This is a genomic window from Fretibacterium sp. OH1220_COT-178 (assembly GCF_003860125.1).
Lineage (GTDB): Bacteria > Synergistota > Synergistia > Synergistales > Aminobacteriaceae > CAJPSE01.
The window spans coordinates 121,907-147,193 of the sequence record NZ_RQYL01000004.1; the positions used below are offsets into that span (position 1 = coordinate 121,907).

The window sequence follows — 25,287 nt, forward strand, 5'->3', positions numbered from 1 at the left end:
CATCGCACCTTCTTTTTTTGAGAAAATGTGGTATAGTGTTCCGGTGCTCAAGTTCCATGCGCGCCTGTAGCTCAGTGGATAGAGTGACGGCCTCCGGAGCCGTAGGCCGGGCGTTCGAATCGCCCCAGGCGCGCCAAATCTTCCTCCCATTTTTGAATTCTTTCGTTTCCTCCCAGTCGGGCAAAGGAGCAACTTCATACGGTCAATGATCCGGATGCCCTTGGGCTCCGGTTGCCGAGTCGCTCAGAAAACGTTCAATGAAGGCTTGCAGCTCCTCGATTCCCGCCCGATTCTCCCCCGAGGTGACGATGGGAACGTCTATGGAGCGAAGCCCCTCTTTCACATAGTGTTGCAGCATCGTCCGATGCCGTCCCCTGGCGATCTTGTCCGCCTTTGTGAAGACCACCAGGATCGCTTTGCCGCAGTCGCCCAGCCATTCCTGGAGCGCGCGGTCGTTCCCCAGCAACCCGTGCCGAAAGTCCACGAGGTGACAGATCAGGCACAGCGTCCTCCGGCGTTCGACGTAGGACGCTATGAGCCGCGACCATTCGCTCCTCTCCGTCTTGCTGCGGGAAGCGTAGCCGTATCCGGGGAGGTCGACAAGCCGAAAGGGAACGGAGCACTGGACGGAGTAGAAGTTGATGCTGCGCGTCTTGCCCGGAGTCGCCCCCACGTGGGCCAGCCGCGTCCCCAGCAGCGTGTTGATCAGCGTCGACTTTCCGACGTTGGAGCGTCCGGCGATGGCGATCTCCGGTGCCGCCTCGGGCGGCAACTGAGAGGACGCGAAACAGGTCGCCTCGAGCGAGGCCCTCCAGCGCATCAGTCCTCCAGCCCTTTTCCGAAGACGGTCATGACGTCCTCGGCGTAATCGAAACGCATCCCCTCGGTATAGTCCCTGGAGATCTCCTCGACGTCCACCCGGTTGGCCGAGGGCAGGACGATATGATGGATCCCATGGCGCCGGGCCGCCAGAATTTTCTCGCGGATTCCTCCGACGGGAAGGACCTTCCCCCTGAGGGAGATCTCCCCCGTCATGGCGATGCCCGGGCGTACCCGACGGCCGCTGACCGCGGACAGGATCGCCGTCGCCATCGTGATTCCGGCCGAGGGGCCATCCTTCGGCACCGCCCCCTCCGGAACATGGATGTGGATGTCCACGGACTTCCAATCGAACGCCCCAATCCCGAGGGCATCGCTTTCGGAGCGGAGGTAACTCACGGCCGCCCGCGCGGATTCCTGCATCACCTCGCCCAGGTGGCCCGTCAGGACCAGTTCCCCCTTGCCCTTCATCGTCACGACCTCGATGAGAAGGACGTCGCCCCCCGCCTCCGTCCAGGCCAGACCGACGACGTTGCCCGTCTCGAAATCCTTGGGGACGGAAAGGTCGTAGAGTTTTTTGGGGCCCAGGTATTCCTTGAGATCGTTCACCTTGACCGCGACCGGAAGGATCGGGGCCTCGGACTTGTCCGCCGCCTCGACGAGACGTCGGGTGATCTTGCGCACGATGGTCGACAAGGCGCGGTCCAGGCCGCGCACCCCGGCCTCCCGCGTGTAGGAGGCGATCACCTTCTTGATCACGGAGGCCGAGATCTTTATGTCGGAGCGCTTCAGCCCATGCTCCTTCAAAATACGCGGAAGGAGGTAGCGCAGGGCGATCTGCACTTTCTCCTCGGCGAGGTATCCCGGAAGAGGGATCAGTTCCATACGGTCCAAAAGAGGCTTGGGAATCGTATGGGTGACGTTGGCCGTAGTGATGAAGAGCACCTCGCTCAGGTCGAAGGGGACCTCGAGGTAGTGGTCGGTGAACGTGGCGTTCTGCTGCGGATCCAGGACCTCCAGGAGCGCGGAGGCGGGATCGCCCCGAAAATCGTTCCCCAGCTTGTCGATCTCGTCGAGAAGCACGACGGGATTGCAACTGCCGGCCCGAGCCAGCTTCTGAACGATCCGACCCGGCAGCGAACCGATGTAGGTCCGACGGTGTCCCCTGATCTCCGCCTCGTCCCGGACCCCACCGAGGGAGACGTTGACGAAGCGCCGGTTCAGCGAGTCCGCGATGGAACGGCCCAGAGAGGTCTTTCCGACTCCGGGAGGGCCGACGAAACATATGATCTGTCCCCTCATGTTCGTCCCGGCGTGCCGCCGGACGGCCAAAAATTCCAGAATGCGGTCCTTGGCCTTATGGAGACCATAATGATCTCGATCGAGGCGCCTCTCGGCCCGGGCGATGTTCTCGTTTTCCTCGGTTCTGAGGCCCCAAGGCAGATCCAGAAGCCAATCGAGATAGCTTCGGATAACCGCGGCTTCGGGGGAGATCGGCGACATCTTGGAAAGACGGGACAGCTCCCGCTTGGCCTTGTCGCGAGCCTCGTCGCTCATCCGCGAGGCTTCTATCCTCTCCGCATAGCGGAGCTGCTCCTCCTCCTCGCCCTGCCCCTGACCGAGCTCGTTCTGGATGATACGCAGCTGTTCTCGAAGATAATATTCCTTCTGATGCTTGTCCACGACGGAACGGACACGATTCTGAATGTCGTGCTCCAGCTCCAGGATGTCGATCTCCTCCGTCAGAAGACGCAGAAGAAAGGCAAGGGCGGATTCCACATCCTGAATCTCGAGCAGCGCCTGCCGCTCCTCTATTTTAACGGATATGTGCGATCCGACCAAGTTGATGAGCTGTCCCAAGTCGCCCAGTTCGGAGATCGATGCCATCACCTCGCCAGGAATGCGGGGCTGAAGCGTGTTGTAGTGCTCGAAGCTGCTCAGGACCCGCCTCCGCCAAGGCTCCAGGCTTGAGGAATCCGGCTGGTCCCACGCCATGGGGAACACGTGAGCCGTCAGGAACTCCTTGTCGAGGAGGTACTCCTCCACCCGCATCCGCGACACGCCCTCGACCAGGACCTTGGTCGTCCCATCGGGAACGCGCACCACCTGGAGGACGTTGCAGAGCGTCCCCACCCTGTAGAGATCGTCGCTTTCGGGGTCCTCCGTCTCGTTGTCCTTCTGGGCGACGACAAAGATCTTCTTGTCCTGGAGAAGCGCGGATTCCATGGCCCTGAGGGAGCGGGGACGCCCCACGAAAAGCGGCATGATGATCCCCGGGAACAGGACCATATCCCGAACGGGAAGTACGGGACAGACCCTCTCCTCCGGGGGAGGGGTCTCCTGCGAGGCCACGACCGCAATCCTTGCCGCCACCTCAGGCGACCTCCTTGGTCTCGTGAAGGAGGTTTTCGAGAGAAATCTTTCGGTCGACGAAGTCCGCCGTAATCGACAGGATGTCCGACTTGTCCTCCATCGAGGGCAGCTCGTAGAGGACATCCAGCATCAGGTTCTCCATAATGGAACGAAGCCCGCGCGCCCCCGTCTTCTTCTTGACGGCAAGTTCGGCGATGCGCGCAAGAGCTTCGGGCGTAAAGTCCAGATGAACCCCCTCCATGGAAAGGATCTTCTGGTACTGTTTTACCAAAGCGTTGCGGGGTTCCTGGAGTATGCGGATGAAGGCGGCCTCGTCGAGCTCCTCCAGGGCCACCAGGACCGGAATGCGGCCCACCAGTTCGGGGATGAACCCAAAGGCCATGAGATCCTCGGGCTGGATCTTGCGCACGATATCGTAACGCCTCTCCGATCCGCGCACGGAGAGCTCGCCCCCGAACCCCAGGGATCGGTGAAGCTCCCGCCTGGCCACGATGCTCTCGATCCCCTCGAAGGCCCCTCCACAGATGAAAAGAATGTTCTCCGTGTTGATCTGAATGAAGTCCTGGTGAGGGTGCTTGCGTCCGCCCTTGGGGGGAATGTTTGCGACGGTCCCCTCGAGGATCTTGAGCAAAGCCTGCTGGACCCCCTCGCCGGAGACGTCCCGGGTTATCGAAGCGGACTCCGATTTTCGCGCAATCTTGTCGATCTCGTCCAGATAGATGATCCCTCTCTCGGCGGAGGGAAGGTCGTAGTCCGCGGCCTGAAGCAGACGCACAAGAATGTTCTCGACATCCTCCCCCACATAACCGGCCTCGGTCAGGGTCGTCGCGTCCGCGATCGCGAAAGGGACGTTCAGCTTACGAGCCAGAGTCTGGGCAATCAGGGTCTTGCCGGACCCCGTGGGGCCCAGCAGCAGGACGTTGCTCTTCTGAAGGTCGATCTCCTCGTTGCGCAGCTCGATGTTGTTGCGCACCCTCTGGTAATGATTGTAGACCGCAACGGACACCACCCGCTTGGCCAACGACTGCCCCACGACGAACTGATCCAGGAAATCCTTCAGCTCGCGGGGTTTGATGGGGACAAGCTCCGCAGGGGACTCCTTCAAGCGCGGAGAAGGGGGAGCTTTCGTCTGCTCCGCCGCCTCGCCCTTTTCATCCGCCAAGATGATATTGCAGAGCTCCACGCACTCGTTGCAAATCCAAACGCCCGGACCGGCAATCAGACGATAGACCTCGTCCTGAGGTTTGCCGCAAAACGAACAATGGACGCTCTTTTGTTCGGTTTCGTTTCTGTTGATCCTCTTCAATGCCCAACAACCTCCACAAAGAAACGGGGGTCCGCCTCGCGGAAACCATCCCGTAAAGGGCCCTGTATCAAGAAACACGTTAAGGGGACGGCATGCCGCATCCCCTTAAAACTTTCCGTAATGGATTCGGTAAAGACCGTTCGTTCAAGCAGAAGATCGGCTCCCCAAAGACCTCCAAGCGCCTCACTCGATTTCTCTTTCGCCCGCCGTCGGACGCGCAACCCCTCGGTCCGACGTGCCCCCTTGTCGGCCCGACGAAAAACTGAGGAGACCTCAAAATCCAACGGCGCAGTCGCAGAAACCTGCTCGGCCCGAACGCCCTGCACCGTACCCGCTCACAGCCCGTCGACCGCGAACGGCCCGGACGCGTGAGGAATCGAGGTCGGAACCGCGGCGACTATCTCGCGTCGATGACTCGGTCGATCAACCCGTACTTCAGGGCCTCCTCCGCAGTCATAAAATTGTCCCGGTCCGTGTCTTGGGCGATGCGCTCCACGGGCTGCCCCGTATGGGCGGCCAATATGCGGTTCAAACGCTCCCGGGTTTTCAGTATGTTTCGCGCGTGAATCTCAATGTCGCTGACCTGCCCACGGGTTCCTCCGGAGGGCTGATGGATCATCATCTCGGCGTTCGGCAACGCGAGGCGCTTCCCCTTAGCTCCGCCGGCGAGCAAAACGGCAGCCATGCTGGCGGCCAGCCCCACACAGATCGTCGACACCGGACTTTTGATGTACTGCATCGTATCGTATATGGCCAGCCCTGCGGACACGCTGCCCCCGGGACTGTTGATGTAGAGGTGGATGTCCTTCTCGGGATCCTCGCTCTCCAGAAAAAGCAGCTGTGCGACGATCGCATTCGCCACCCCGTCCTCCACCTCGGTCCCCAGGAAGACGATGCGATCTTTGAGCAGGCGGCTGTAGATATCGTAACTCCGCTCTCCCCGCCCCGTCTGCTCGATGACGTAAGGAATGAAATAACCCATTCGGATGCTCCTATTCTTCGCCGGAGCCGCTCTCCGCCGGAGGAGCGGACAACTCGTCCACATCCCGGACCTTGATGAGGCTCATGAGCAACTTTCTGATCTTTCCGTAACGGATGTCGTCCAAGACCTGCATCATCAAGTTTCTGTCCTTGTACAGAAGCCCCAGAATCCTGTTTCGGTCAATGCCGTAGAGGGCCGAACGGCGGTCCACCTCCGACTCGAAATCGTCCTTGGAGACCTCGACGTCGCGCGCCTTGCCGATGGCATCCAGGACGAGGGTATGACGCACCATCTCGGCGGCCTTGGTCCGAAGAAGGTCCTCATAAGCGCCCTCCCCCTCGCCCGTCAGGCCGAGAACTTCCTTGAAATCCTTGCCGAAGCGTCGTTTTGCCTCTTCATCATCCCGTTTTCTGAGCACCTGAACCTGACGTTCCACCATGCTGTCCGGGACATCCACGACCGACCGTCTGGAGACCTCGCTTACCGCACGATCGACGGCATGGGCCTCGTTTTCGACCTTCAAGCGTTCCAAGATATTGTCGTAGAGCCGCGCGCGGAAGGCCTCTTCCGTAGCGATCTCCGTATCCTCTCCAAAAAGCTTCTTGTAAAACGCCACGTCCAGTTCAGGAAAAACACGTTTTCTGACGGACTCCACGGTCATCGAGTAATGGACGCGCTTACCGGCCACCGAGGGATCCTGATACTCGGGTTCCACGTCGAATTCCGTCTCCGTGGACTCGCCTGCGGCCTTGCCGAGCAACGCCGAACGCACCTCTCCGCGCACGACCTCGTCCGCAAGGTCGATATCGCTCTTCTGGGGGTCGCTCTCCTTGAGCGGCTCATCGTCCAGAATACGGGTCGTGAAGTCGACGGTAACGACGTCCCCCTCCTCCGCCGGGCGCTCCACCGGCTCCAGCCGGGAATGACCATGCATGACGCTGCGGACCAAGTCGTTCAGCATCTCGTCCGTGACCTTGGCGTTCAACCTCTCCACTTCTATCTCTTCGAGAGCGGGCAGCTCCGTCTCCGGCATGACCTCGAAGGCAAGTTCGCAGACCACGGGAGCCCCCTCCTGGATGTCGCTCACATTTATGGAAGGATCGGAGATCGTGTCCAGGGCGTAGTCCTCGACGACCTGCTGCAACGCCCCGGGGAGAATCTTCTCGAGGGCCTCGTTGTAAAGGGATTGGCGTCCTACGCGCATCTCGATCACTCGGCGCGGGGCGTGTCCCTTGCGAAAACCCGGTATGGCCGTCTCCCGGGAAATCTCTCCAAGCGCCTCGGCAAGGCCCTTGGAGAATTCGGCAGCCTCGAACTCCACCTTGACCCTGACGATATTCTTCTCCTGCCCCAACAACTCCGTCTTCATCTCTCATACTCCTTTCGACCTGTCGAACGGGCGTATTATACCAAAAAATCGGGCCCGGCCCCATAACACTCGGCTTTTTCAGGGAATATCCGCCTTTTTGAAGCCTCCTTTTCCGGGTCTCTATGCTAGAATGAAGCTCGTCCGGTTTTTCGAGGACCGTCTGTCGGTCGTTTCGTCAGCCACTCAAAATCAAGGAGGAAGTAGATCATGCCTATGCAAATAGGATTGGACGAGCTGTTGTCCATGCTGCTGGCCCGCGTTGACGGCCTCGCGATGGATTCCGAAAATCAGAAGAGCCGCTTCAATATCATGTTCCGCATTCTTTACAAGAAGGGACTCTTCTCCGAGGCCGACGCCCTTGAGTCGGTTCGTGAGGAGCATCGCATTCTCAAGGAGCTCGGGATGCTGGAGAAAATGCCCGAGGAAGAATCTCTCAAAGCCGCCGCCGATACTCTGATGCTGTGGGTCAAGGGCGATGTGGAGGCGATCCGCAGGTCCATCGAGGAGTACGACAAACGGCTCCAGGAGGCCATGGCAAAGCAGCAGAAGCCGAAGATCGACGTGGCGTCCGCAGCGGTACTGAACCAGCTGGACCGCATGGGCGGAAACCCTCAGGGCGGAAAAAAACTCATTCTCTAACCCTACCTTGCGTTGTTCCCAATGTCCCGCTTTGGCCTGGCGCTGGTAAGACTTTGGAGGCAAGCCGCGAGCCGCGCATATCTGGTGGCTTTGTTCGATGCGCTTCTCGTCTCGCTCGCCACGTATCTCGGGTACTCCATACGCCTGACCCTTTTCATCCCGGACCATTATGTCGTCGACTGCGCCCGAGCCGCACTTGCCTTCTCGAGCTGCACGTTGTTCGTCTTCGCCCTGGGAGGACAGTACAGGGTGATGTGGCTCCAAGCGGGATTGGAGGACTATCTTCGCTTCGCGAGGCTCTACCTTCTGGCCGCTCTGCTCTTTTTTCTCGCGCAGACCGTCTGGCGCTTCGCCCTGCTTCCGCGAACCTCGCTGGCAATCATGTTCTTCTCGGCATTCGTTCTCTGCAGCGCCCTGCGGGTCTCCTGGAGGCTGCTGCACGAACCGACTCCGGCTCAAGCCATCCGGCAAAGGGCCCTCATCGTGGGAGCGGGCGAGGCGGGCATCCTGCTGGCCCGGGATCTCAACAGAAACCCAGGTAACCTTGTCCCCGTAGCCTTCGTGGATGACGATCCCCAGAAGATCGGCAAAACGGTCGACGGGCTGGAGGTCGCGGGATCCACCGAACAGCTGCCCGAGATCATCCGCGACCGAGCGGCCAAGGTCGTCCTGATCGCGATCCCGTCGGCGCACGGACGAAAGATTCGTTCCCTCTACAACCGGCTCGCGCCTTTAGGCGTCGAGGTCCGCATTCTCCCCACCCTGGGGGAGCTCGCAGGAGGTCTCATCTCCTTCACCCGGCTTCGCAACGTCAAATTGGAGGACCTTTTGGGCCGGGATCCCGTGACGATGAACCTGAAGGAGACCCTGCACTACATCCACGGGCGCAGCGTCCTGGTCACGGGAGCGGGCGGATCCATCGGCAGCGAAATCGTTCGGCAGGTCGTCCGCAACGCCCCCAAGGAAGTCCTGCTCCTCGGGCACGGGGAACAGTCCATCTACCTTCTGCTCGAGGAAATGCAGAGGAGCGCCCCCTTCCTTCCGCTGCACCCGATCATTGCGGACGTCGCCGACGAAATTGCGATCGGGGACGTTTTTCGTCGATGGAGGCCTCACGTGGTCTTTCATGCCGCGGCACACAAACATGTCCCCCTCATGGAGAGCTCGCCCCGGGAGGCCATGCGGGTCAACGGGCTCGGGACGCGCACCGTTGCCAGGGCCGCCGGCCGGGAGGGCGCCGAACGCATGGTCCTGATCTCGACGGACAAGGCCGTCAACCCCTCGAGTGTCATGGGGGCCAGCAAACGTCTGGCGGAGAAGATTCTGGAGCGGGAGCAGAGGCTCCATCCGGGGACGGCCTACATGGCGGTGCGGTTCGGCAACGTCCTGGGAAGCCGCGGAAGCGTCATTCCGAAGTTCGAACGCCAGATCGCGGCCGGAGGCCCCGTGACCGTCACGGCGCCCCGTATGAAGCGCTATTTCATGCTGATCCCGGAGGCCGTGAGCCTGGTTCTGCAGGCGGGGGACATCAGCAGGGGCGGAGAGCTCTTCGTCCTGGACATGGGAGAGCCCGTCGTCATCACCGAGATGGCGGAGCTCCTGATCCGTCTTCACGGCTACGAGCCCTATCGGGACATTCCGATCGTCTTCACCGGAATCAGGCCGGGGGAAAAACTCGAGGAGGAGCTTTTCTACGATCCGTCCTCGGTCCACCCGACCCCCCATCCCAAGGTCTTCTCCGCCCATTTGCGGGAAAGCCAAGAGTCGGAGGATCTGGACTCCCGGCTGGAGCGAGGCATCGCCCATCCTGAACTCGCCCTTTCCCTGCTTTGCGAGCTGGTTCCGGAATACATTCCCTCCTCCCGGAGGGATCACTGAAGGGGCTTTTCCAGGGACTCGATCAATCGCAGCTTCTCCGCCCGCCTCAGCCTCTTGAGCCTCCACTCTCGGCTCATGGCTTCCTCACGGCTGGAACATTCCTCACTGTAGACCAGGACGACGGGACGGCGCGAACAGGTGTAGCGCGCCCCCGTTCCCGTATTGTGGCTGCGCACGCGCCCTTCCAGATCCGTGGTCCATCCCGTATAAAGGGAGCCGTCCCTGCAGCGGACGATGTAGACGAAGCAGGGCAAAAGAGTTGTCCTCAGACCTGCCCCTGCCGGACGGCGGGAGGATTTTTTGTCGCCGTCTCCCGCAGCCATTCCAGCCCTCCATGGTCCAGGAGGTGGGTGATCAGGATATTCAGCCCGATGAGGATCAACAGGGTGCCGCCAAGCAGTTCCACACGCTTGCCGAATCGGCACCCGACCAGACGACCGAAGTGAATTCCGGCCACGCAGGCCAGGGCGGTGACCCCTCCTGCCAGAAGGGCCAGGGGAAGAACAGGCTTGTCCACAAGGGCAAAGCCCGCCCCCACGACAAAAGCATCGACCGAGGTCGCCAGCGCCAGAGAAAAGAGCGCGCCCAGGGAGGCCGCTGCATCCTCACCGCAGGGTTCCGGGGGGCGAAAGGAGCTGCGGACCATCCCCCCTCCGACCACGGCCAAAAGTCCGAAGGCCAGCCAATGATCGAGCGATGTCATCAGCCTTGCGGACCATCCCCCCATCGTCCATCCCCCAAGAGGCATGAGAAACTGAAACAGCCCGCAGGCAATCCCCATCCGAAGGGAAACCCTTCGGAGCCGGTCGAAAATGCAGGCCCCCATGCAAACGGATACCGCGAAAGCATCCATGGCTAAGGAAACTCCCGAGATGGCGGACTCCCAATCCATTCCATCGCCCCCCCGATTTCTCGAACGCCAAACAAAGGGGGCGCCGAAAGACGACAAAAAGCGGCGCCCCAAAGGTCCCCCCACAGACCGATTGTCTTATCGTTCTTTTATTGCTCCATCAGAATCTTGCTTCCACCGATAAGGTATTCCATCCCCGACCAGACCGTCAGGATCATGGCGATCCACATCAGGACCATGCCGCCCGGGATCTTCAGGATCAGCATCGTGAGGGCCAGGATCTGAAAGACCGTCTTCAGCTTCCCTCCCTTGGAAGCCGCAATAACGACCCCCTCCGCCGCCGCGACCAGCCGCAGCCCCGTCACGACGAACTCGCGGGTGATGATGACCAGTACGATCCAGGCCGGAATGCGGTGGAGCTCGACCAGAGCGATCATCGCCGCGATGACCAGCACCTTGTCCGCAAGTGGATCGATAAATTTGCCGAGGGTCGTGACCAGACGATGCTTGCGCGCGATGTACCCATCAAGCGAGTCCGTCAACGCCGCGACGACGAACACCGCCCCGGCCAGAATGTCCCCCCAGGCAGGAGGATCGTCCTCGAGGAAGCCCAGAAAAGGAACGGCCCCGCTGATTTTTAACGAGAGAAACAGCAGTACGAGAGGGGCCAGAAAGACGCGGACCAAGCTGAGCATGTTGGGCAAGTTCAGAGCCTTCGCACTCAAAATTGGATCACACCTCCAAGGTTCGCTCGCGCAGACCACAGATATTCGGACGTCAGCCCGGTGGTTCAAAATTATAGCTCAAAAAACGGAGAAAACCTCCTTCCCCGCCTTCAGACGAAAAAATTCCTGCGAAGATTGTTCCAACGATCCAATCGGTCACAGGCTTCGTTTGACAAGGGAAGTCCCGGTTGATATCATAGCCCTCAATTCTCAATCGAGAAGCAGTTGTTCATCTTTTTTGAAGGCGTTCAGTTTATTAGAGGGAGCGGAGTTCCAAATGGGCGGTTCGCGCATTTTCATGCCTGCGGCAGCAATCATAGGTACGATGGCTATTCCGTCTCCGGGGGAAGGACGGCGCGGATCGTGTCCTTTTTGATTTAACCGGCATGCCTCAAACGGCGGCTGAAATTCAAGGGGAGGGCGAATCCGTACGAGGTTCCCCCTTCCCGATTTTTTATCGGGAGGAGCGATCGATATGGGAAAACACAAGATGAAGTTCGACAGAGAGGTTCTGGAGGTGGACATCCCGGACTCCGATCTGCTGGGCGTCCTGCGGAGCCGTGAAGTCCCCTGCGCCCCCTCGGAAGAAGAAGCCGTCCGGGAGGCGCTGGCCAATCCGATCGGCAGTCCCAGACTCGAGGACATCGTCAAGCCGGGGGAGAAGGTCTGCATCGTCACCTGCGACGTCACCCGGCTGTGGCAGCACCCCAGCGTCTATCTTCCCATTCTGGTGGAGGAGCTCAACGCCATCGGCGTGCCGGACGAGGACATTTTCTTTCTTTCGGGGACGGGGACGCACCGCAATCAGAGCCCGGAGGAGCACAAGGCCATCCTCGGCGAGGACCTGTACCGCCGCTGCAAGATCTACGACCACGACAGCCGGAGCGACGCGATGGCCGACTTCGGCGTCACGAGCCGGGGCACGCCCGTCCGCTTCAACAAGCGTGCTGCAGACAGCGACCACGTGATCGTCACCGGAGGCGTCGTCTATCACTTCATGGCCGGCTGGGGCGGGGGCAAGAAGGGCATCCTTCCCGGCATCGCGGCCTACGAGACCGTCATGGCCAACCATGCCCTGGCGCTCGACCCCATCCCCGGAAAGGGACGCAATCCGGTCTGCCGGACCGGCAATATCGACGGGAACCTGATTCATATGGATATGGTGGAGGCGGTCGAAAAGCTGAACCCCAGTTTTCTCCTGAACGTCGTCATGAACGCGTCGGGCAAGATCGGTTGGGCGGTCGCCGGCGACTGGAAGGAAGCCTACAGGAAAGGCATGGAGATCGTGGACAGCGTCGATGCCGTCGAGATCCCCGAGAAGGCCGACCTGGTGGTGGCCTCCGCCTGCGGATACCCTAAGGACATCAACTTCTACCAGACCTCCAAGACCTTTTTCAACGCTCAGGAGGCCCTGAAGCCCGGAGGCTCCATGCTGATCCTCAGCGCCTGCACCGAGGGCTACGGAAATGCCGAGGTCCAAACGATGCTCCTCGACTTCAGGGACAACGGCGCAAGAGAGGCCGAACTGCGGCGCGAGTTCACCATCGCCAAGCACGTCGGGTTCTGCACCGGGGAGGCGGCGGAGAAGTTCGACTTCCACCTCGTGACGAAGATGGACCCCGCTCTGCTGGAGGGCACAGGGGTCATCGCCTCCAGGACGGTGGAGGAGGCCATGGAGAAGATCCATGCCAAGCACGGCAGGTCCCTGAAAACATGGCTGATGCCCCAGGGGGCCAACACTCTGCCCAAGCTGCCGGGACAATAAAAACACCTCTAACGGAGCGCCCAACGATTGGATATTGTCGGGCGCTCCAATCCCCCAGCCAGGTACTCTCGAGACCATCCGCACGCTGCGGCTGACCCCACAGGACCAAGCTGTCGCCCCTCCCCTCTTCTGACACTGTTTATGGTACGTCCCCCTCTCCAAGAGTGGCAAGCTCTCCTTAGTTTTTTGTCCCCTGGATGTGAGTATCCACGAAGACGATGTCATAATATTTTTTGATTCGTTTGCTTTAACGATCTACATTCGATATCCAGCCGTCCAAGTCCACCGCTACACTGTCCCCCAACTTGTCCGTAGTCGTTTTAACAACGAAACAACATTATCATTGCAAATATTTTGTTGCTTAGATTTACAATCTAGCTTGCTTTTTATTTACAGCATCAACAAGCCTGTTAAAATGTTTTTGGAAAAAATCGTTAAAATCATTTTATGTTATTTTTTGAGTTATTCATAACAAGAAAGCAATATTTTGACAAAGAAAATAAGCCTTGCTGCACAGGGGAAGGAAGTTTGTTTTCTGGACTCGAGCTCGTCCCATCCAACCTAAGGCTCGTGGAAGGTGGCAGTCTGCTCAAACGACGCATAAAAATGACCTGGAATTCAAATCGGAGGAGACCAAGTGGATGTACAACAAAACCTGTCTCTTTGTCTTTTTGCTGTTAGGGCTGTTGGTTGGGGCATGGAGTGCGCGCTTCTTTCACACCGATTTTGAAGACAGTTCCAAGAGGACTCTTTCCTCCTCGAACACAAATGAAAAGAGAGCAACAGAGACATCGACACTAGCGGTGGAACTGGACTACCGGGGGGAACCTTTTTATGTGCTTTATCCTGTATCTGACGAAGAGCGCGTGTGGTACGCGTTCAACTGGGCCAACGGACCTCTCGGAGAAAGCAAAACATCACGCTACAGTTGCAACTACGACTCCGATTATTTCAAGACAGAGTTGCTCTACGGGCTTTACCTTGGATATCCCATTCTCTACGAGCTAGGACCTAGAAAGTATCTGGACTACTTTACAGACAGCGCAGGCTGGGGGATGCTTGTCGCCAAGCCCCTCATCTACCTCTACCCGGAGTCTGAGACGGAGGTGACCGTGCGGCTGGACTACAAGGGCAGGCTCACCTGCACTTACCCCGCGCCCGACCCCGACGGCGCTTGGCGCGTTGTCGCGCGGCCCGACGGCACCCTCACCGACAGGCAGGGCCGGGAGTACAGCTACCTCTTCTGGGAGGGGGCATCCGACGGAACCCCGCCCGACTTCTCCAGGAGCTTCGTCGTCAGGGGCTCCGATACCGCCGCGTTTCTGCGCGAGAAGCTGTCGTATATGGGCCTCACCCCGCGCGAGTACAACGAGTTCATCGTCTACTGGCTGCCCCGCATGCAGCACAACCCCTGGAACCTCATTGCCTTTCAGGGGAAGAACTACACCGACTCCGCCCCCCTGACCGTCACGCCGGAGCCCGACAGCGTCCTCCGCGTCTTCATGGCCTACCGGCCCTTGGACGCCCCGGTCTCCGTACCCCCGCAGGAGCTGACGCCCTTCGTCCGCAGGGGCTTTACCCTCGTCGAGTGGGGCGGTCAGGGGCCGGAGGAAATAGTCCAATAGGCGATTGGGAGAAGGAAGCGGAGACACCTCCGCAGAAAGTATCCGGCCCCCCTCGAGGGGGGGCCGGAATGGTTGATGGTCGACAGAGAAAACCTGTCTACTCCTCCTCGTCCTCCTGCTTGTGGGCCGCGATGACCTTCTTGGCGATCTCGGCCGGGACCTCCTCGTAGTGCGAGTATTGCATGGAGAAGCTGCCCTGCCCCGAGGTCATGGAGCGCAGCACGATCGCGTAGCGGAACATCTCCGCCAGCGGGGCCTGAGCCTTGACGACCTGGAGCCGGCCGTGGGCCTCCATGCCCATGATGCGGCCGCGGCGGCTGTTGAAGTCGCCCATCACGTCGCCCATGTACTGGTCCGGGACGGTCACCTCGACGTTCATGATGGGCTCGAGCAGCACGGGCGAGGCGTCCATGATCCCCTTCTTGAAGGAGAGACGAGTCGCCAGCTTGAAGGACATCTCGGAGCTGTCGACGTCGTGGTAGGAGCCGAAGTAGAGCTCCGCGCGGAAGTCCACCACCGGAAAGCCCGCCAGGGGCCCCTTGACCATGTACTCGCGCAAGCCCTTCTCGACCGCGGGAATGAAGTTGCGCGGCACGGCTCCCCCCACGATGCTGTCGACGAACTCGAACCCGGCGCCGCGCTCCAGCGGGCTGTAGCGGATGTGGACGTCGCCGTACTGCCCATGGCCGCCGCTCTGCTTCTTGTGCTTGCCCTGAGCCTCCGCCGTCTTGCGGATGGTCTCGCGGTAGGGCACCTGAGGCGTGCGGGTCTCGAGCTCGATCCCGTAACGCTCCTTCATGCGGGCCAGGACGATGTCGATGTGCAGGTCGCCCATACCGGACAGGACGTTGTCGTGCGTCTCCGGGTTCTTCTCGAAGGTCAACCCGCGATCCTCGTCCAGAGTCTTGGAGATGGCGTTGCCCAGCTTGTCCTCGTCCGCCCGGCTCTTGGCGATCACGGCCACGCTGTAGACGGGGTTCGGGTACTCGATCCTCCCGTACTGGAACGAGGAACCGCCCTTGGTCGCCAGGGTGTGGCCGACCTTGGTGCTCTGGAGCTTGGGGATCGCCACGATGTCGCCCGCGATGACCTCCTTGACGTCCTTGCCCTCCTTGCCGCACATCAGCTTGAAGGAGCTGATGCGCTCGTCCTCGCCCTTCTTGACGTTGTAGATGTTGTTCCCGTCGGAAGAGAGGGAGCCCGAATAGACGCGGATGAACGAGAGCTTGCCCACGTAAGGGTCGACCATGACCTTGAAGCAGAGGGCGGAGAAGGGAGCGTTCACGTCAGGACGCACCTCTACGGAATCCTCGCCTTGCATGGCCTTGACCGCACCGATATCGACGGGGGATGGGAAGTAGTCGGCGATGAAGTCCAAAAGCTGATGCACGCCGATATTGAGGGCGGCAGAACCCGCCAGGACCGGCATGACGCGACGCGCCACGATCGCCGCACGCAGCGTCCGGGCAAGGTCGGCGTCGGAGACGGACTCGCCCTCGAGATAGCGCTCCATAAGTGCGTCGTCCATCTCGACCGCGGCCTCGATCAGGGCCTCTCTGGCCGCCGAAGCGGCATCCGCCATTTCGGCCGGCACGTCGCCCTCCGCAAACTTGCCGCTGCCGTCCGTCTCATAGATGTAGGCCCTGCCCTTCAGGACGTCGACGATGCCCTTGAAGTGCTCCGCCGAGCCGATGGGCAGGAAGACGGGAAGCGCGTTCTCCGAGAACTGCTCCCGGATATCCGCCAGAACCTTATCGAAATCCGCGTTCTCGCGGTCCATCTTGGAGATGTAGAAGACGACGGGCTCGTGGTTTGCCGAGGCGTACTCCCAGGCACGGCCCGTCTGGACCTCCACCCCGCCCACCGCACTGACCAGCAGCAGCGATGCGTCCGAGACGCGGATGGCCGCACTCATCTCCCCCGCGAAGTCGGCAAAACCGGGGGCATCCAGAGCGAAGAAGGTCTTCCCCCCTCGCTCCATCGTCAGAAGGGAGGTGCTGATCGAGATCTGACGCTTCTGCTCCTCGGTCTGAAAGTCGCTGACGGTGTTGCCGGCATCCGTCTTGCCCATACGACCGATCTGACCGTTGCAGAAAAGCATGGCCTCGGCCAGGGTGGTCTTTCCCGCCCCGCCATGGGCGCAGAGCGCAAAACTTCTCGTGTTCTCCGGTTGACGTGCTCCCATCCTCCAACTACCTCCTCTGAAAATTGACGATTTGCATCACCGTAAAAACGGCTGCGGATGTCGAAAAAAGCCCGCCCCTCCCCTTGCGGAAGCAAGGAGAGAGGCGGGCGTACATCATTTGGGATCGACTTGAACGGCCGACTCGAGCGCGGCCGCCACCTCCGGCGGACGAGCCTGGCCCTTCGTCTCCTTCATCACGAGCCCCTGAAGGAACTTCATCTTCTTTCCCTTGGGGTCGCCACCGGAGCGGATTTCAGCCACGACGTCGGCATTCGCCTCCAGGACGCCGCGGATCGTTTCCGCCAGGGCATCTCCCGCAACACCCCCCTCGGTCACACCGCAGGCCTTTACGGCATCGGCGAGGGAAAGCCCCTCCTCCACCATCCGGTCGAACACGGCCTTGGCCTGGGTCGTCGAGAGGCGCCCCTCCTCGACGCGCCCGACAAGTTCGGCAAGGGCTGCAGGACGGACGGAAAGGCCGTCGAGGGAGATCTGCCGGTCGTTCAGAACGCGCAGGACCTCCGTGCGAACCCAGTTCGAAGCGCGCAGGGGAGCCGCTCCCGCGGCGACGCAGTCCTCAAAGTACTCGGCCAGATCGCGCGACTCGGTCAGGACCAGGGCCGCATCCTCGGGAAGCTTCAGCTCGCGGACATAGCGCTCGGCCTTGACATCGGGCATCTCGGGCATCATCGCACGAACCCGGTCCTCCCACTCCTTTGAAATATGAAGGGGCGGAAGATCCGGATCGACGATGAACTTGCGGTAGAACGCCTTCGCTCTGGAGCCCGTCGTGACGCCCTTGGCGTCGTTCCAGTGGCGGGTCTCCGGCAGGACCTCTCCGCCCTGCATCATGATCTTCTTCTGACGCTTGATCTCGTACTCGATGGCGCGCTCCAGGGCGCGAAAGGAATTCATGTTCTTGACCTCGACCTTGCGCCCCCAGCGGCCGTCGGAACACTTCATGGAGACGTTGGCGTCAAAGCGCATCATGCCCTTCTCCAGATCGACATCCGAGGCACCGGAGTAGCGCACGCGACGACGCAGCGTCGTCACGTATTCCACCGCCTCCCGGGCCGAGGAGACGTCGGGCTCCGATACGATCTCGGCGAGGGGCAGTCCGGCCCGATTGTAGTCGACGTAGGAGGTATCCGCCCCCTCCAACCGTCCGTCCGAAGCGCTGTGGTGGAGCTTTCCCACATCCTCCTCGAGGTGCAGGTGGTGGACCCGGATCCTCTTGGGCCTTCCCTCGTCGTCATGCACCTCGATGTAGCCCTCGGCGACGATCGGCAGGTCGCACTGGCTGGTCTGATATCCCTTCGGCAGGTCCGGATAGAAATAGGACTTGCGGAAGAACAGGGAGCTGTGCTGAACCGAGCAGTTCAGGGCCATTCCCGCAAGCAGGCCCTGCTGAACCACGCCCCTGTTGAGAACGGGAAGCGTGCCGGGCAAGCCCATGCAGACGGGGCAGACGTTCGTGTTCGGCTCGGCGCTCGTGTCCGTGGAACAGCCGCAGAATATTTTGGTGTCCGTCTTGAGCTGGATATGAATCTCTATCCCGATGACGGGCGTAAAGGTCAGTTCCTTGTCCATTTTTCCCCTCTCCTCGGACATGATCAAAGCCCCCCCTGGGCGATGCGCGGCGAGCCCAGAAGCTCTTCCAGAGTCAGGCCCGCCCCCAGCAGCTTGGCGTCGCTCCATCGGGGGCCGACGAGCTGGAGCCCCACGGGCAGACCGAGGGGCGCATAGCCCGTAAAGAAGCTCAGGCTGGGCAGCCCGGCCATGTTCACGGGAAGGGTATAGAGGTCCGACTCGTAGCCTTGCATCGCATCCGTTCGCTCCTCGCCGAGGTGGGCGGGCAGCGCAGGAGTCACCGGCTGGAGAATGAAGTCCGCGCCTTCGAATGCCGTGGCGAACTCCCGGGCAATGAGGGTGCGCACCTTCGTCGCGGCGACATAGTACTCCTCGCTCCGCACCGGCTCGGTGAGGCAAGTGCCCGCGATGATGCGGGACTTGACCTCGCTGCCGAAACCGTGGGACCTTACCCGCTCGAACATGTCCTTGATCCCATCGGCCTCGTCCACGGTATAGCCGTAACGGATACCGTCGTACCGTTCGAGGTTCGTGTGAGCCTCGGACATCGCGATGGCATAGTAGCAGGCCACAGCGTAACGGGCAACCACCGGAAGAGTGACCTCGACGATCTCGGCCCCGGCCTCCTTGAGGAGCCCGCTCACACGCGCCATGGCGTCGGCGATCGGCTGATCCAGAGAGAACCCCTCGAAATCCCTGACCAGACCGACACGCTTGCCGCGGAGATCCGCAGGGCGCGGCGAGAAGTCGGGCGTCTTGCCCCGAACGCTGCTGGAGTCCATGGGATCGTGGCGTGCCAGGACGCTCATGACGCAACACAGGTCCTTGACCGTTCGTGCGAAGGGCCCAACCTGGTCCAGGGAAGAACCGTAGGCGACCACGCCGTAACGGCTGACCATTCCATAAGTCGGTTTGAGCCCGTAGATGCCGCAGAAGGAAGCCGGCTGCCGGATGGATCCCCCGGTGTCGGTGCCGATCGCAAAGGGAGAGTATCCCGCGGCTACCGCCGCCGCACTGCCTCCGGAACTGCCGCCCGGCACACGTGTGATGTCCCACGGATTCCTCGTGGGGCCGAAGGCCGAGTTGCCGCAGGTGTTCCCCATACCAAACTCGTCCATGTTGGACTTCCCCAGCAGGACGGCCCCGGCCTCCCTCAGAAGAGCCCAGACGGTTGCATCGTAGGGCGGGCGCCAATTTCCCAGGATGGCACTCCCCGCCGTGGTGCGCACGTCTTTGGTGCAGATGTTGTCCTTCAGCACCGCAGGAACCCCGGCCAGAGGAGCGAGGTCCTCCCCCCGCGCCACCTGTATGTCGACCCCACGGGCCATCTCGCGCCCCGCCTCCGCCGTCGTGGTGATGAGCGCACAAAGGTTTTTATCGCATGCCGCGGCACGGGCAAGGCAGGACTCGAAAAGTTCGAGCGCCGAAAACTTCTTCGTCCGAATGCCCTCGGCAGCCGAATGCAGGCAAAGATCGTAAAGTTCCATCAGCTATTCCTCCATGATGCGGGGGACCTGGAAATACCCCGCTGCCCGATGCGGCCCCTCGTCCAGGATTGCCTTCACATCTCCGAAGGGCGCCAGGATGTCGTCCCGCAGAGGACACTCCGTCGTCTCGGCGAAACAGAAGGGCTCCACTCCCTCGAGGTCCAGCTCCTTGAAACGGTCCAGCATGGCCAGGAAGTTGTTGATGTACTGAACTGCCTTTGTCAACTCGTCGTTGCTCAGTCTGAGACGCGCCTCCGTGGCGATGCCGAGCACTTCGTCGTCGCTCAGTTTCATTGCCGCACTTCCTTTCGAAAAAACACGGCCGCCCCCTCGGACGCGGTCGATTTAAGCACACAATAAGGAATTATAGCAGTTAGCCTCGGGCTTTCAAAGCATCGCCTCCGTCCCGGCAAGTCTGGAACACGAGTACAAGTCTGAAACACCTATAAAATTCGTTTCTCAATTCGACAACAGACAGGGCCGTAAAAAACTCGGGTAAGCGTCGACTCAGAGAAGGGGTTCGAAATCGACGCTTACCCAAGGGCCCTAATCCACAGGAAAAATCTTTAGCATGGCGCAAAGACAGGCTTCATACAATTATTTTTACACCCCCCGGGGGTGCAAAAATAAAGTTTGCTTACCTATGCGATAACGCACTCCGTTCTCAATAAGGATATCGTACCCCGTAGATTTGGAAAGGAGCTCCGCATATTGGCTCCTTGTGAGGAAGATCTGAAACCATGCCGTTCATCTTCTTCGGACATCCCAGTGTTCCGATCCCAACAACTCGGGACCGGCAAGAGGCCCCTGAAGACGTTCCACGCAGGCCCCGTCCCCAACGAGCATGTCCCCATGTCCCAGCAGGCACTGGGCCTGAGTGAACCCCTCGCCCAGGATAATCTGACTGTTGCTCCGGCTCGCCACCTTCAGAGCGACGCGCAGCTGCAGATTGGCCTTGATGACGCCGGTCACGACCTTCGCATCCGGGCGCTGCGTCGCCATAAGCAGATGGAACCCCGCGGCCCTGCCCTTCTGACAGAGCCTTTGGATGAAATGTTCGAGCTTCCTCGCCGTCCCCTTGTGCGTCATGAGGTCAGCATACTCGTCGACGATGACGACCCGGCGCCTCAGCCGCTCCCCCGAAGCGGCGTTGTAATCCGTCAGGTGGGAGACCCGCGCCTTCTCCAGCAGTCCGTAGCGCCGTTCCATCTCATCGACGGCTCCGCCCAGCGCCTCCATGGCCTCATCGGCATCACACAAGATCCTCCCCTCCTCCAGGGCGCTCAATTCCGCCAGGTCGGTAAAGGTGACCCGTTTGGGATCGATCAGGGTAAAACACACGCTGTCCTGCGGTGCGCAGAGTAGCAGCCCGATCACAACCGAACGGAGCAGTACGCTCTTCCCGCTCCCGGACGTGCCCCCGATCAGCGCGCTGGTCATGGCCGGCTCCGCCAGATCCGCCCAGAACACGCGGCCATCCACCCCCATCCCCAGCGGAAACGCGGCCTCCGAGCGGGGACGGTTCTCCGCACCCTTTCGAATCAGGGTCTCGAGGGAAAGCACCTGCCGACGGGTCCGCGGGACGTCGACGGACACGTAGCCGCCCTGAGCCTGAATCATGGGAAGAACGGGGAGCTCCATCTGCACCTGAAGGTCATCCGCCCGGGCCTCGATCTTGCGGACCGTCGTCCCCCTCGTCGCGTCGGGGCGCACCTTCAGCCGGACGAAACAGGGGCCGCAGACGAAACCCTCATCGGTCACGGAGAGCTTGAGGGCCTCCAGCGTCCTTAGCAGCTGTTTCATACGCTCCCGCCCTTCTTCCGTCTCCTCCGAGGCCGCCGGGGCAGCCCTCTCCTCAAGGAGCGGCCCCTCAAGAGATCCCCCTCCGATATCGGTACCTCCAGAAACTGGAACGGATTCGGGGGGAACCCGGGAAAGGGAGAAATCCCTTGCGCCCCACTCCTTATTGCATTCTCCGTCCCATGGACAGCGGGAACAGAGGCTTTCGGACGCGGGAGCGGGCAGGGGCTTCCGGCGGAGCAGGACGCTGCGGGCGGACTCGAAAAGAGGAGGGAGTCCTCTCAGCATGGAGGCCACGTCCTCCTTCGGAAATGCAAAGGGCCCGCCGCCCTCCAGGTAGATCAGGCGTACGGACGGCAACACCCCCGTCGCGCTCTCCACAAGCCAGGCGTAGATCAGGCTTTGCGACAGCGCCGCCGTGGGGTCCGTAGGCCGGTAGCCCTTGAACTCAAAAAGGCACGCCGTTCCCGAATCGGGGTTGAAGATCAGCGCGTCGCAGCGTCCCGAGACCTTCAGCATCGTCCCGTCCTCAGTGGAGTACAAGGCCCTCAGGGTTCGTCCCGCCCCCGCAAAGACGCGGCCCAGACCTCTCTCCGGATCCTTACGGAGAGAGGGAATCGCCTCCAATATACCCGCCAGATCGCGGACCCAGAACGCCGTCCCGTCGGCCATCGCCATGACGCAATCCGCGTTCAGCCTACTGCCGTGCTCCGCCAGAAAGGGATTGAAGTAACGGGTACGGATCAGGTCGGAAAGGCCCTCGCTCAGCCCCTTGCTCGTGCCGGAGAGAAGGAGGCGCATCGCCTCACGTCCGGGGGCGGCCGTCTCCCCCATGTCGGAGAAGAAGGCCTCCGCAACGTGCTTATGGAACAGTGAGCCGTACCGTTTCCCGCTCCCCTCGATGCCGACCCTCCAAGCGTTTCGCCTGCCCGCATCCTTATAGGCCAGAAGCCTGGGGCAGCGCTGGCAGAGCGCCAGGTCCGTCGCCGACAGGGTCAGGACGTTTTCTCGTTCTCCAGAGCCCATCGTCTCACGCTGCCTGGACGAGGCTGCCGTCCCCGGCGGGATATAGGGTGAAGCGCCCCTTCTCCCGGTTGACGAAGGCCAGAAGCCCGGCGTAGGAAAGGGAAAACCCGCTGCGATGCAGGATCTCCAGCAGCAGTTCTGCCTTCATGATCTTCATGGGGGAGCCGTTCAGAGCAGAAAAAATCGCCTCTCCCAGTCCAGCCTCATCCACGGAGCTCAGGGATTCGCTCCGTAGGTCCTCCTCCTTGTCGTCAGGGTCGTCCCTCAGGAGGTCCTCCGGAAACCCCTCCCTCATGAACCGGATAAAGTCCGCCTTCTCCGCCGGACGGAGACCCGATCCGAGGTAGAGTGAGATGTCGCCGTTGTACAGCTTGTTCCGCAGCGCCGCAAGAGCGTACCATCCCACCCGTCTTTCCTCGTCCAGAAGGATCGCCTGCCCCTTCCGAGCCCTGAAGTCGGACAGCTTTCGACGTGCCGTCGGCCAGCGCTTCAGATCCGACATCTCCTCCAGGTCCGCCGCAAAACAACAGAAGCCGCCGGCGTTCTCCTCCAGAAAATTCAGTCCGCGGTCCAGAGCGGCCCCCACGGCCTTGACGTTTTTGGCCACGCTGACGATGAAACGGCACGCCTTTCGGACGCCCTCCCACTCGCAGTGCCCCAGGAGTGCGGTATATTTATCCTCCTTCGCCCGCTCGACTTCAAACGTCCCTCTCGACTCCAGCCACGTCTCGAGCGCCAGGATCAGCATATCCCGGTTCGGCGGCCACATGCCGCGCTCCGCCATCACCCTCTCCCGCTCCTCGTGATAGGCGTGCCCCAAAGCGTCGAGAACCTCCTGGGCATCACCCTCCGTACCGAAAGCCGTCTTCCCCGCCGGCGTTTCCGATCGAATCTCGGGAGAAACTTTTTGTGAGATCGCGCGACTCGCCAGATCGATGACCGTCCGGGGCGAGAGGTCCGTCCGCAGCACGCCCTTCAGGCGGTCCATGAGCCAGCGGTACATCTCCTCCGAGGTATCGCCGAAGAAGGCATCGACGCGGTTCCGGATCAGTTTTCGGGCCTGCTCCAGAGTGCAGTTCTGCATCGAGGAGAAATCTGTCCCGAAACGCTGGCGGACGGAGTCGTCGAGAAGGGGTACAAAGCGGTGGTTCCACGTGTCGGCCCTCAGGAAGGCCAGGGGCAGAACACCGTACATGTCGTTCACCAGCGTATGGATGACGCTACCCCAGGTGTTGACGAGCTCCTTCTTCTCCATGCAGTCCAGCTGGTCGAAGCAGACGACCATGGAGACCCTGCAATAGCGCAGCAGGTGTCCCAGGGACAACAGCAGTTCCCGGGCCTCGCTCTCGAGGGCTTCGGGACTCATCGCATCCCGGTCCTTCACGCCCAGCAGCTCCGGGTGCGTCTCGTCGCTCTCCCCCATCAGCCAGGAGGAGATGTCGTCGCGCAGATCCTCATCCCCGGCCTCGGCATAAAGGAGGACAGCGCGCAAGAAATCCTCGTCGATCCCCAACATCGCCCTTCTGAGGGCTTTGTAACGGGAGCTGCCCTCCCGGGGCTCGCGCCGCTCCTCCGCACACCGCTCACGGTAACACTCCAGCAGGTGGTCCGCAAGGAAATGGAGCTGCGTCCTCCCATCCCGCCGCCTTTGGTTCAGGTTGACGAAAACCTCCCGCAACAAGTGCCTCATGGCGCTCTCGGGGTCCAGAAAGGCCCGAACCGTGACGAACAGGGCAGCCTGATCCCTCTCCCGTATCGTCTTCAGCAGGCGCTTGAGCATATGGGTCTTTCCGCTGCCCGCCTCTCCCAGGACCAGTCCGGCCATCGGGCTTTCGGGAGCACGCCGTTTGTCGCGCATCATCTGGTCGATTCGGTCGAAAACGTCGCGGTTCAGGATATCCAGATCGGGGCTCGTGTTGTCCCACGGGTTCGGTGCGGCGGAGGAGGCAAAGGGGTTGCGTTCCAGCAGCTGACGACGAATGGCTTCCGATCTTTCCTGAGACGTCTGGGCTTCCGTCAGCCAGGTCATTTTTTAAGCGTCACCGTCCCTTTTCGAGAGCCGAATTCATCCACAAAGCAATCCTCAACCTCGCCCGGCGCCATCGCCGTCACGTCCCCGGAATGGAGCTGGACGGCCTCGTCGTCGCGCAGGGCGCGGAGCACACCGTCGAAGACCTCGCGCGGCCACATCAGGCGGCGGCGCAGATCGGGGATGCGGATAAAGACGCGCCCGCCGTCGAGTTCCCGAAAGGCCGAGAGAAACTCCTCCCTCCTCCGGTCCATCGAGTCCCCGTTCAAGCCCGGTCCCGCGCTTGCGGACATTGCCTCGGCCCCCGCCGAGGTCTCGGAGACGAAGAAACGCGCTTTGTAATCGTCCTTTAAGCTGGCATAAAGGCGTCCGTCCTTCATCAGCTCGTTGAGCAGGTTCAGGAATTCCGCCTTCTTGAAGGGAAGGGAAGAGGCCAGCCCCCCGGCCTGCTTGCCCGGGTTTTTCCTTATGAAGTCCACGATCAGCCCTCGGAGATCGCCCGCGGCCACGAGATAGGTGTAACGGCCGTTCTGACGAATCTCCAGTTTTTCATTCAGATGCGGCTCAAAAATATCCTTCAGGTCCAGGACCGTCAGCTTTCTGCCCTTCACCCCCAGCTGTCCGCGAAGCTGCGAGCTCATCTTATCCCTGACCGCATTCAAGGTCATGAACCTCTTCCCGTTTGCCCTCAAAATCCCCAAAAATTCCTCTGCAGCATCCAAAGCCCCGTTTGTCCCTTCCCTGCTCACGTCTTCCCCACCCATCCAATCCTGTCTGGTTTTGTCTGTCGTTAAACCTCGATTTTTACCGTTTCCATTATACACACGTATCCGGTCGAG

The 25,287-nt window shown here is 60.9% G+C and carries 19 protein-coding genes and 1 tRNA gene; 5 read left to right on the forward strand and 15 right to left on the reverse strand.

The genetic code is table 11. The features are described 5' to 3' along the window. Nucleotides 1-60: 60 nt before the first annotated feature. Nucleotides 61-136: transfer RNA gene (locus EII26_RS02890), tRNA-Arg, on the forward strand. Nucleotides 137-202: 66 nt separating this feature from the next. Here EII26_RS02890 and yihA read toward each other — a convergent pair. The 5 genes from yihA to tig form a co-directional block, all read right to left on the reverse strand. Further along, nucleotides 203-820, reverse strand: a complete 618-nt coding sequence (gene yihA / locus EII26_RS02895; RefSeq protein ID WP_124887638.1) for a ribosome biogenesis GTP-binding protein YihA/YsxC — start codon at nucleotides 818-820, stop codon at nucleotides 203-205. Next, the gene (lon, locus tag EII26_RS02900; protein ID WP_199735034.1) at nucleotides 820-3,192 is read right to left on the reverse strand and encodes an endopeptidase La; all 2,373 of its coding nucleotides are present in this window, start codon (nucleotides 3,190-3,192) and stop codon (nucleotides 820-822) included. The genes yihA and lon overlap by 1 nt, the downstream gene beginning before the upstream one ends. A 1-nt stretch (nucleotide 3,193) precedes the next feature. Then, nucleotides 3,194-4,498 carry an ATP-dependent Clp protease ATP-binding subunit ClpX gene (gene clpX, locus EII26_RS02905; RefSeq protein ID WP_124887639.1) on the reverse strand — a complete coding sequence of 435 codons (1,305 nt, stop codon included), beginning with the start codon at nucleotides 4,496-4,498 and terminating at the stop codon, nucleotides 3,194-3,196. Nucleotides 4,499-4,895: 397 nt separating this feature from the next. Beyond that, entirely contained in the window at nucleotides 4,896-5,480 is a 585-nt protein-coding gene (gene clpP / locus EII26_RS02910) for an ATP-dependent Clp endopeptidase proteolytic subunit ClpP (RefSeq protein ID WP_124887640.1), read from the reverse strand. 10 nt (nucleotides 5,481-5,490) lie between these two features. After that, entirely contained in the window at nucleotides 5,491-6,849 is a 1,359-nt protein-coding gene (tig, locus tag EII26_RS02915; protein ID WP_124887641.1) for a trigger factor, read from the reverse strand. Between the two features lie 207 nt (nucleotides 6,850-7,056). Here tig and EII26_RS02920 point away from each other — a divergent pair, with 207 nt between their 5' ends. Then, entirely contained in the window at nucleotides 7,057-7,488 is a 432-nt protein-coding gene (locus EII26_RS02920) for a hypothetical protein (RefSeq protein WP_124887642.1), read from the forward strand. A gap of 84 nt (nucleotides 7,489-7,572) precedes the next feature. Continuing rightward, nucleotides 7,573-9,366, forward strand: a complete 1,794-nt coding sequence (locus EII26_RS02925; protein WP_158612120.1) for a polysaccharide biosynthesis protein — start codon at nucleotides 7,573-7,575, stop codon at nucleotides 9,364-9,366. Here EII26_RS02925 and EII26_RS02930 read toward each other — a convergent pair. The 3 genes from EII26_RS02930 to pgsA form a co-directional block, all read right to left on the reverse strand. Then, nucleotides 9,360-9,620, reverse strand: a complete 261-nt coding sequence (locus EII26_RS02930) for a GIY-YIG nuclease family protein (RefSeq protein ID WP_233572567.1) — start codon at nucleotides 9,618-9,620, stop codon at nucleotides 9,360-9,362. The two genes, EII26_RS02925 and EII26_RS02930, sit on opposite strands and share 7 nt — an antisense overlap. A gap of 11 nt (nucleotides 9,621-9,631) precedes the next feature. After that, on the reverse strand, nucleotides 9,632-10,258 hold the full coding sequence (locus EII26_RS02935) for a manganese efflux pump MntP (protein ID WP_124887645.1): 627 nt from the start codon (nucleotides 10,256-10,258) through the stop codon (nucleotides 9,632-9,634). Between the two features lie 107 nt (nucleotides 10,259-10,365). Further along, on the reverse strand, nucleotides 10,366-10,941 hold the full coding sequence (gene pgsA, locus EII26_RS02940) for a CDP-diacylglycerol--glycerol-3-phosphate 3-phosphatidyltransferase (RefSeq protein WP_342447296.1): 576 nt from the start codon (nucleotides 10,939-10,941) through the stop codon (nucleotides 10,366-10,368). A gap of 475 nt (nucleotides 10,942-11,416) precedes the next feature. Here pgsA and larA point away from each other — a divergent pair, with 475 nt between their 5' ends. After that, on the forward strand, nucleotides 11,417-12,706 hold the full coding sequence (larA, locus tag EII26_RS02945) for a nickel-dependent lactate racemase (protein ID WP_124887646.1): 1,290 nt from the start codon (nucleotides 11,417-11,419) through the stop codon (nucleotides 12,704-12,706). 803 nt (nucleotides 12,707-13,509) lie between these two features. Then, a complete protein-coding gene (locus tag EII26_RS02950; protein WP_199735029.1) occupies nucleotides 13,510-14,331 on the forward strand; it encodes a hypothetical protein in 822 nt (273 codons plus the stop codon). Between the two features lie 97 nt (nucleotides 14,332-14,428). Here the strand turns inward: EII26_RS02950 and fusA are convergent, their stop codons facing one another. The 7 genes from fusA to EII26_RS02985 form a co-directional block, all read right to left on the reverse strand. Then, nucleotides 14,429-16,516 (reverse strand): elongation factor G, encoded by a 2,088-nt coding sequence (gene fusA / locus EII26_RS02955; RefSeq protein ID WP_124887647.1) that lies wholly within the window; start codon nucleotides 16,514-16,516, stop codon nucleotides 14,429-14,431. Nucleotides 16,517-16,630: 114 nt separating this feature from the next. Then, nucleotides 16,631-18,106: an Asp-tRNA(Asn)/Glu-tRNA(Gln) amidotransferase subunit GatB gene (gene gatB, locus EII26_RS02960; RefSeq protein ID WP_233572568.1), complete on the reverse strand. Its 1,476-nt coding sequence runs from the start codon at nucleotides 18,104-18,106 to the stop codon at nucleotides 16,631-16,633. A gap of 23 nt (nucleotides 18,107-18,129) precedes the next feature. Continuing rightward, on the reverse strand, nucleotides 18,130-19,593 hold the full coding sequence (gene gatA / locus EII26_RS02965) for an Asp-tRNA(Asn)/Glu-tRNA(Gln) amidotransferase subunit GatA (RefSeq protein ID WP_124887649.1): 1,464 nt from the start codon (nucleotides 19,591-19,593) through the stop codon (nucleotides 18,130-18,132). A gap of 3 nt (nucleotides 19,594-19,596) precedes the next feature. Continuing rightward, nucleotides 19,597-19,887, reverse strand: a complete 291-nt coding sequence (gene gatC / locus EII26_RS02970) for an Asp-tRNA(Asn)/Glu-tRNA(Gln) amidotransferase subunit GatC (protein ID WP_124887650.1) — start codon at nucleotides 19,885-19,887, stop codon at nucleotides 19,597-19,599. A gap of 453 nt (nucleotides 19,888-20,340) precedes the next feature. Beyond that, nucleotides 20,341-22,419, reverse strand: coding sequence for a DNA translocase FtsK (locus EII26_RS02975; protein ID WP_124887651.1), 2,079 nt, complete (start codon nucleotides 22,417-22,419; stop codon nucleotides 20,341-20,343). A 4-nt stretch (nucleotides 22,420-22,423) separates the two neighbouring features. Then, on the reverse strand, nucleotides 22,424-24,448 hold the full coding sequence (locus tag EII26_RS02980) for an ATP-binding protein (RefSeq protein ID WP_124887652.1): 2,025 nt from the start codon (nucleotides 24,446-24,448) through the stop codon (nucleotides 22,424-22,426). Continuing rightward, the gene (locus tag EII26_RS02985) at nucleotides 24,445-25,140 is read right to left on the reverse strand and encodes a hypothetical protein (protein WP_233572569.1); all 696 of its coding nucleotides are present in this window, start codon (nucleotides 25,138-25,140) and stop codon (nucleotides 24,445-24,447) included. Before EII26_RS02985 ends, EII26_RS02980 begins: the two co-directional genes overlap by 4 nt. Between the last annotated feature and the right edge of the window lie 147 nt (nucleotides 25,141-25,287).

What these genes read in the sequence shown, in the direction of transcription:
- EII26_RS02935 (WP_124887645.1), bottom strand. Translation starts at nt 10,258, where the DNA reads ATGGATTGGGAGTCCGCCATCTCGGGAGTTTCCTTAGCCATGGATGCT.
- gatA (WP_124887649.1), bottom strand. Translation starts at nt 19,593, where the DNA reads ATGGAACTTTACGATCTTTGCCTGCATTCGGCTGCCGAGGGCATTCGG.
- clpP (WP_124887640.1), bottom strand. Translation starts at nt 5,480, where the DNA reads ATGGGTTATTTCATTCCTTACGTCATCGAGCAGACGGGGCGGGGAGAG.
- EII26_RS02975 (WP_124887651.1), bottom strand. Translation starts at nt 22,419, where the DNA reads ATGGGCTCTGGAGAACGAGAAAACGTCCTGACCCTGTCGGCGACGGAC.
- EII26_RS02920 (WP_124887642.1), top strand. Translation starts at nt 7,057, where the DNA reads ATGCCTATGCAAATAGGATTGGACGAGCTGTTGTCCATGCTGCTGGCC.
- EII26_RS02980 (WP_124887652.1), bottom strand. Translation starts at nt 24,448, where the DNA reads ATGACCTGGCTGACGGAAGCCCAGACGTCTCAGGAAAGATCGGAAGCC.
- yihA (WP_124887638.1), bottom strand. Translation starts at nt 820, where the DNA reads ATGCGCTGGAGGGCCTCGCTCGAGGCGACCTGTTTCGCGTCCTCTCAG.
- larA (WP_124887646.1), top strand. Translation starts at nt 11,417, where the DNA reads ATGGGAAAACACAAGATGAAGTTCGACAGAGAGGTTCTGGAGGTGGAC.
- tig (WP_124887641.1), bottom strand. Translation starts at nt 6,849, where the DNA reads ATGAAGACGGAGTTGTTGGGGCAGGAGAAGAATATCGTCAGGGTCAAG.
- fusA (WP_124887647.1), bottom strand. Translation starts at nt 16,516, where the DNA reads ATGGGAGCACGTCAACCGGAGAACACGAGAAGTTTTGCGCTCTGCGCC.
- gatB (WP_233572568.1), bottom strand. Translation starts at nt 18,106, where the DNA reads ATGGACAAGGAACTGACCTTTACGCCCGTCATCGGGATAGAGATTCAT.
- gatC (WP_124887650.1), bottom strand. Translation starts at nt 19,887, where the DNA reads ATGAAACTGAGCGACGACGAAGTGCTCGGCATCGCCACGGAGGCGCGT.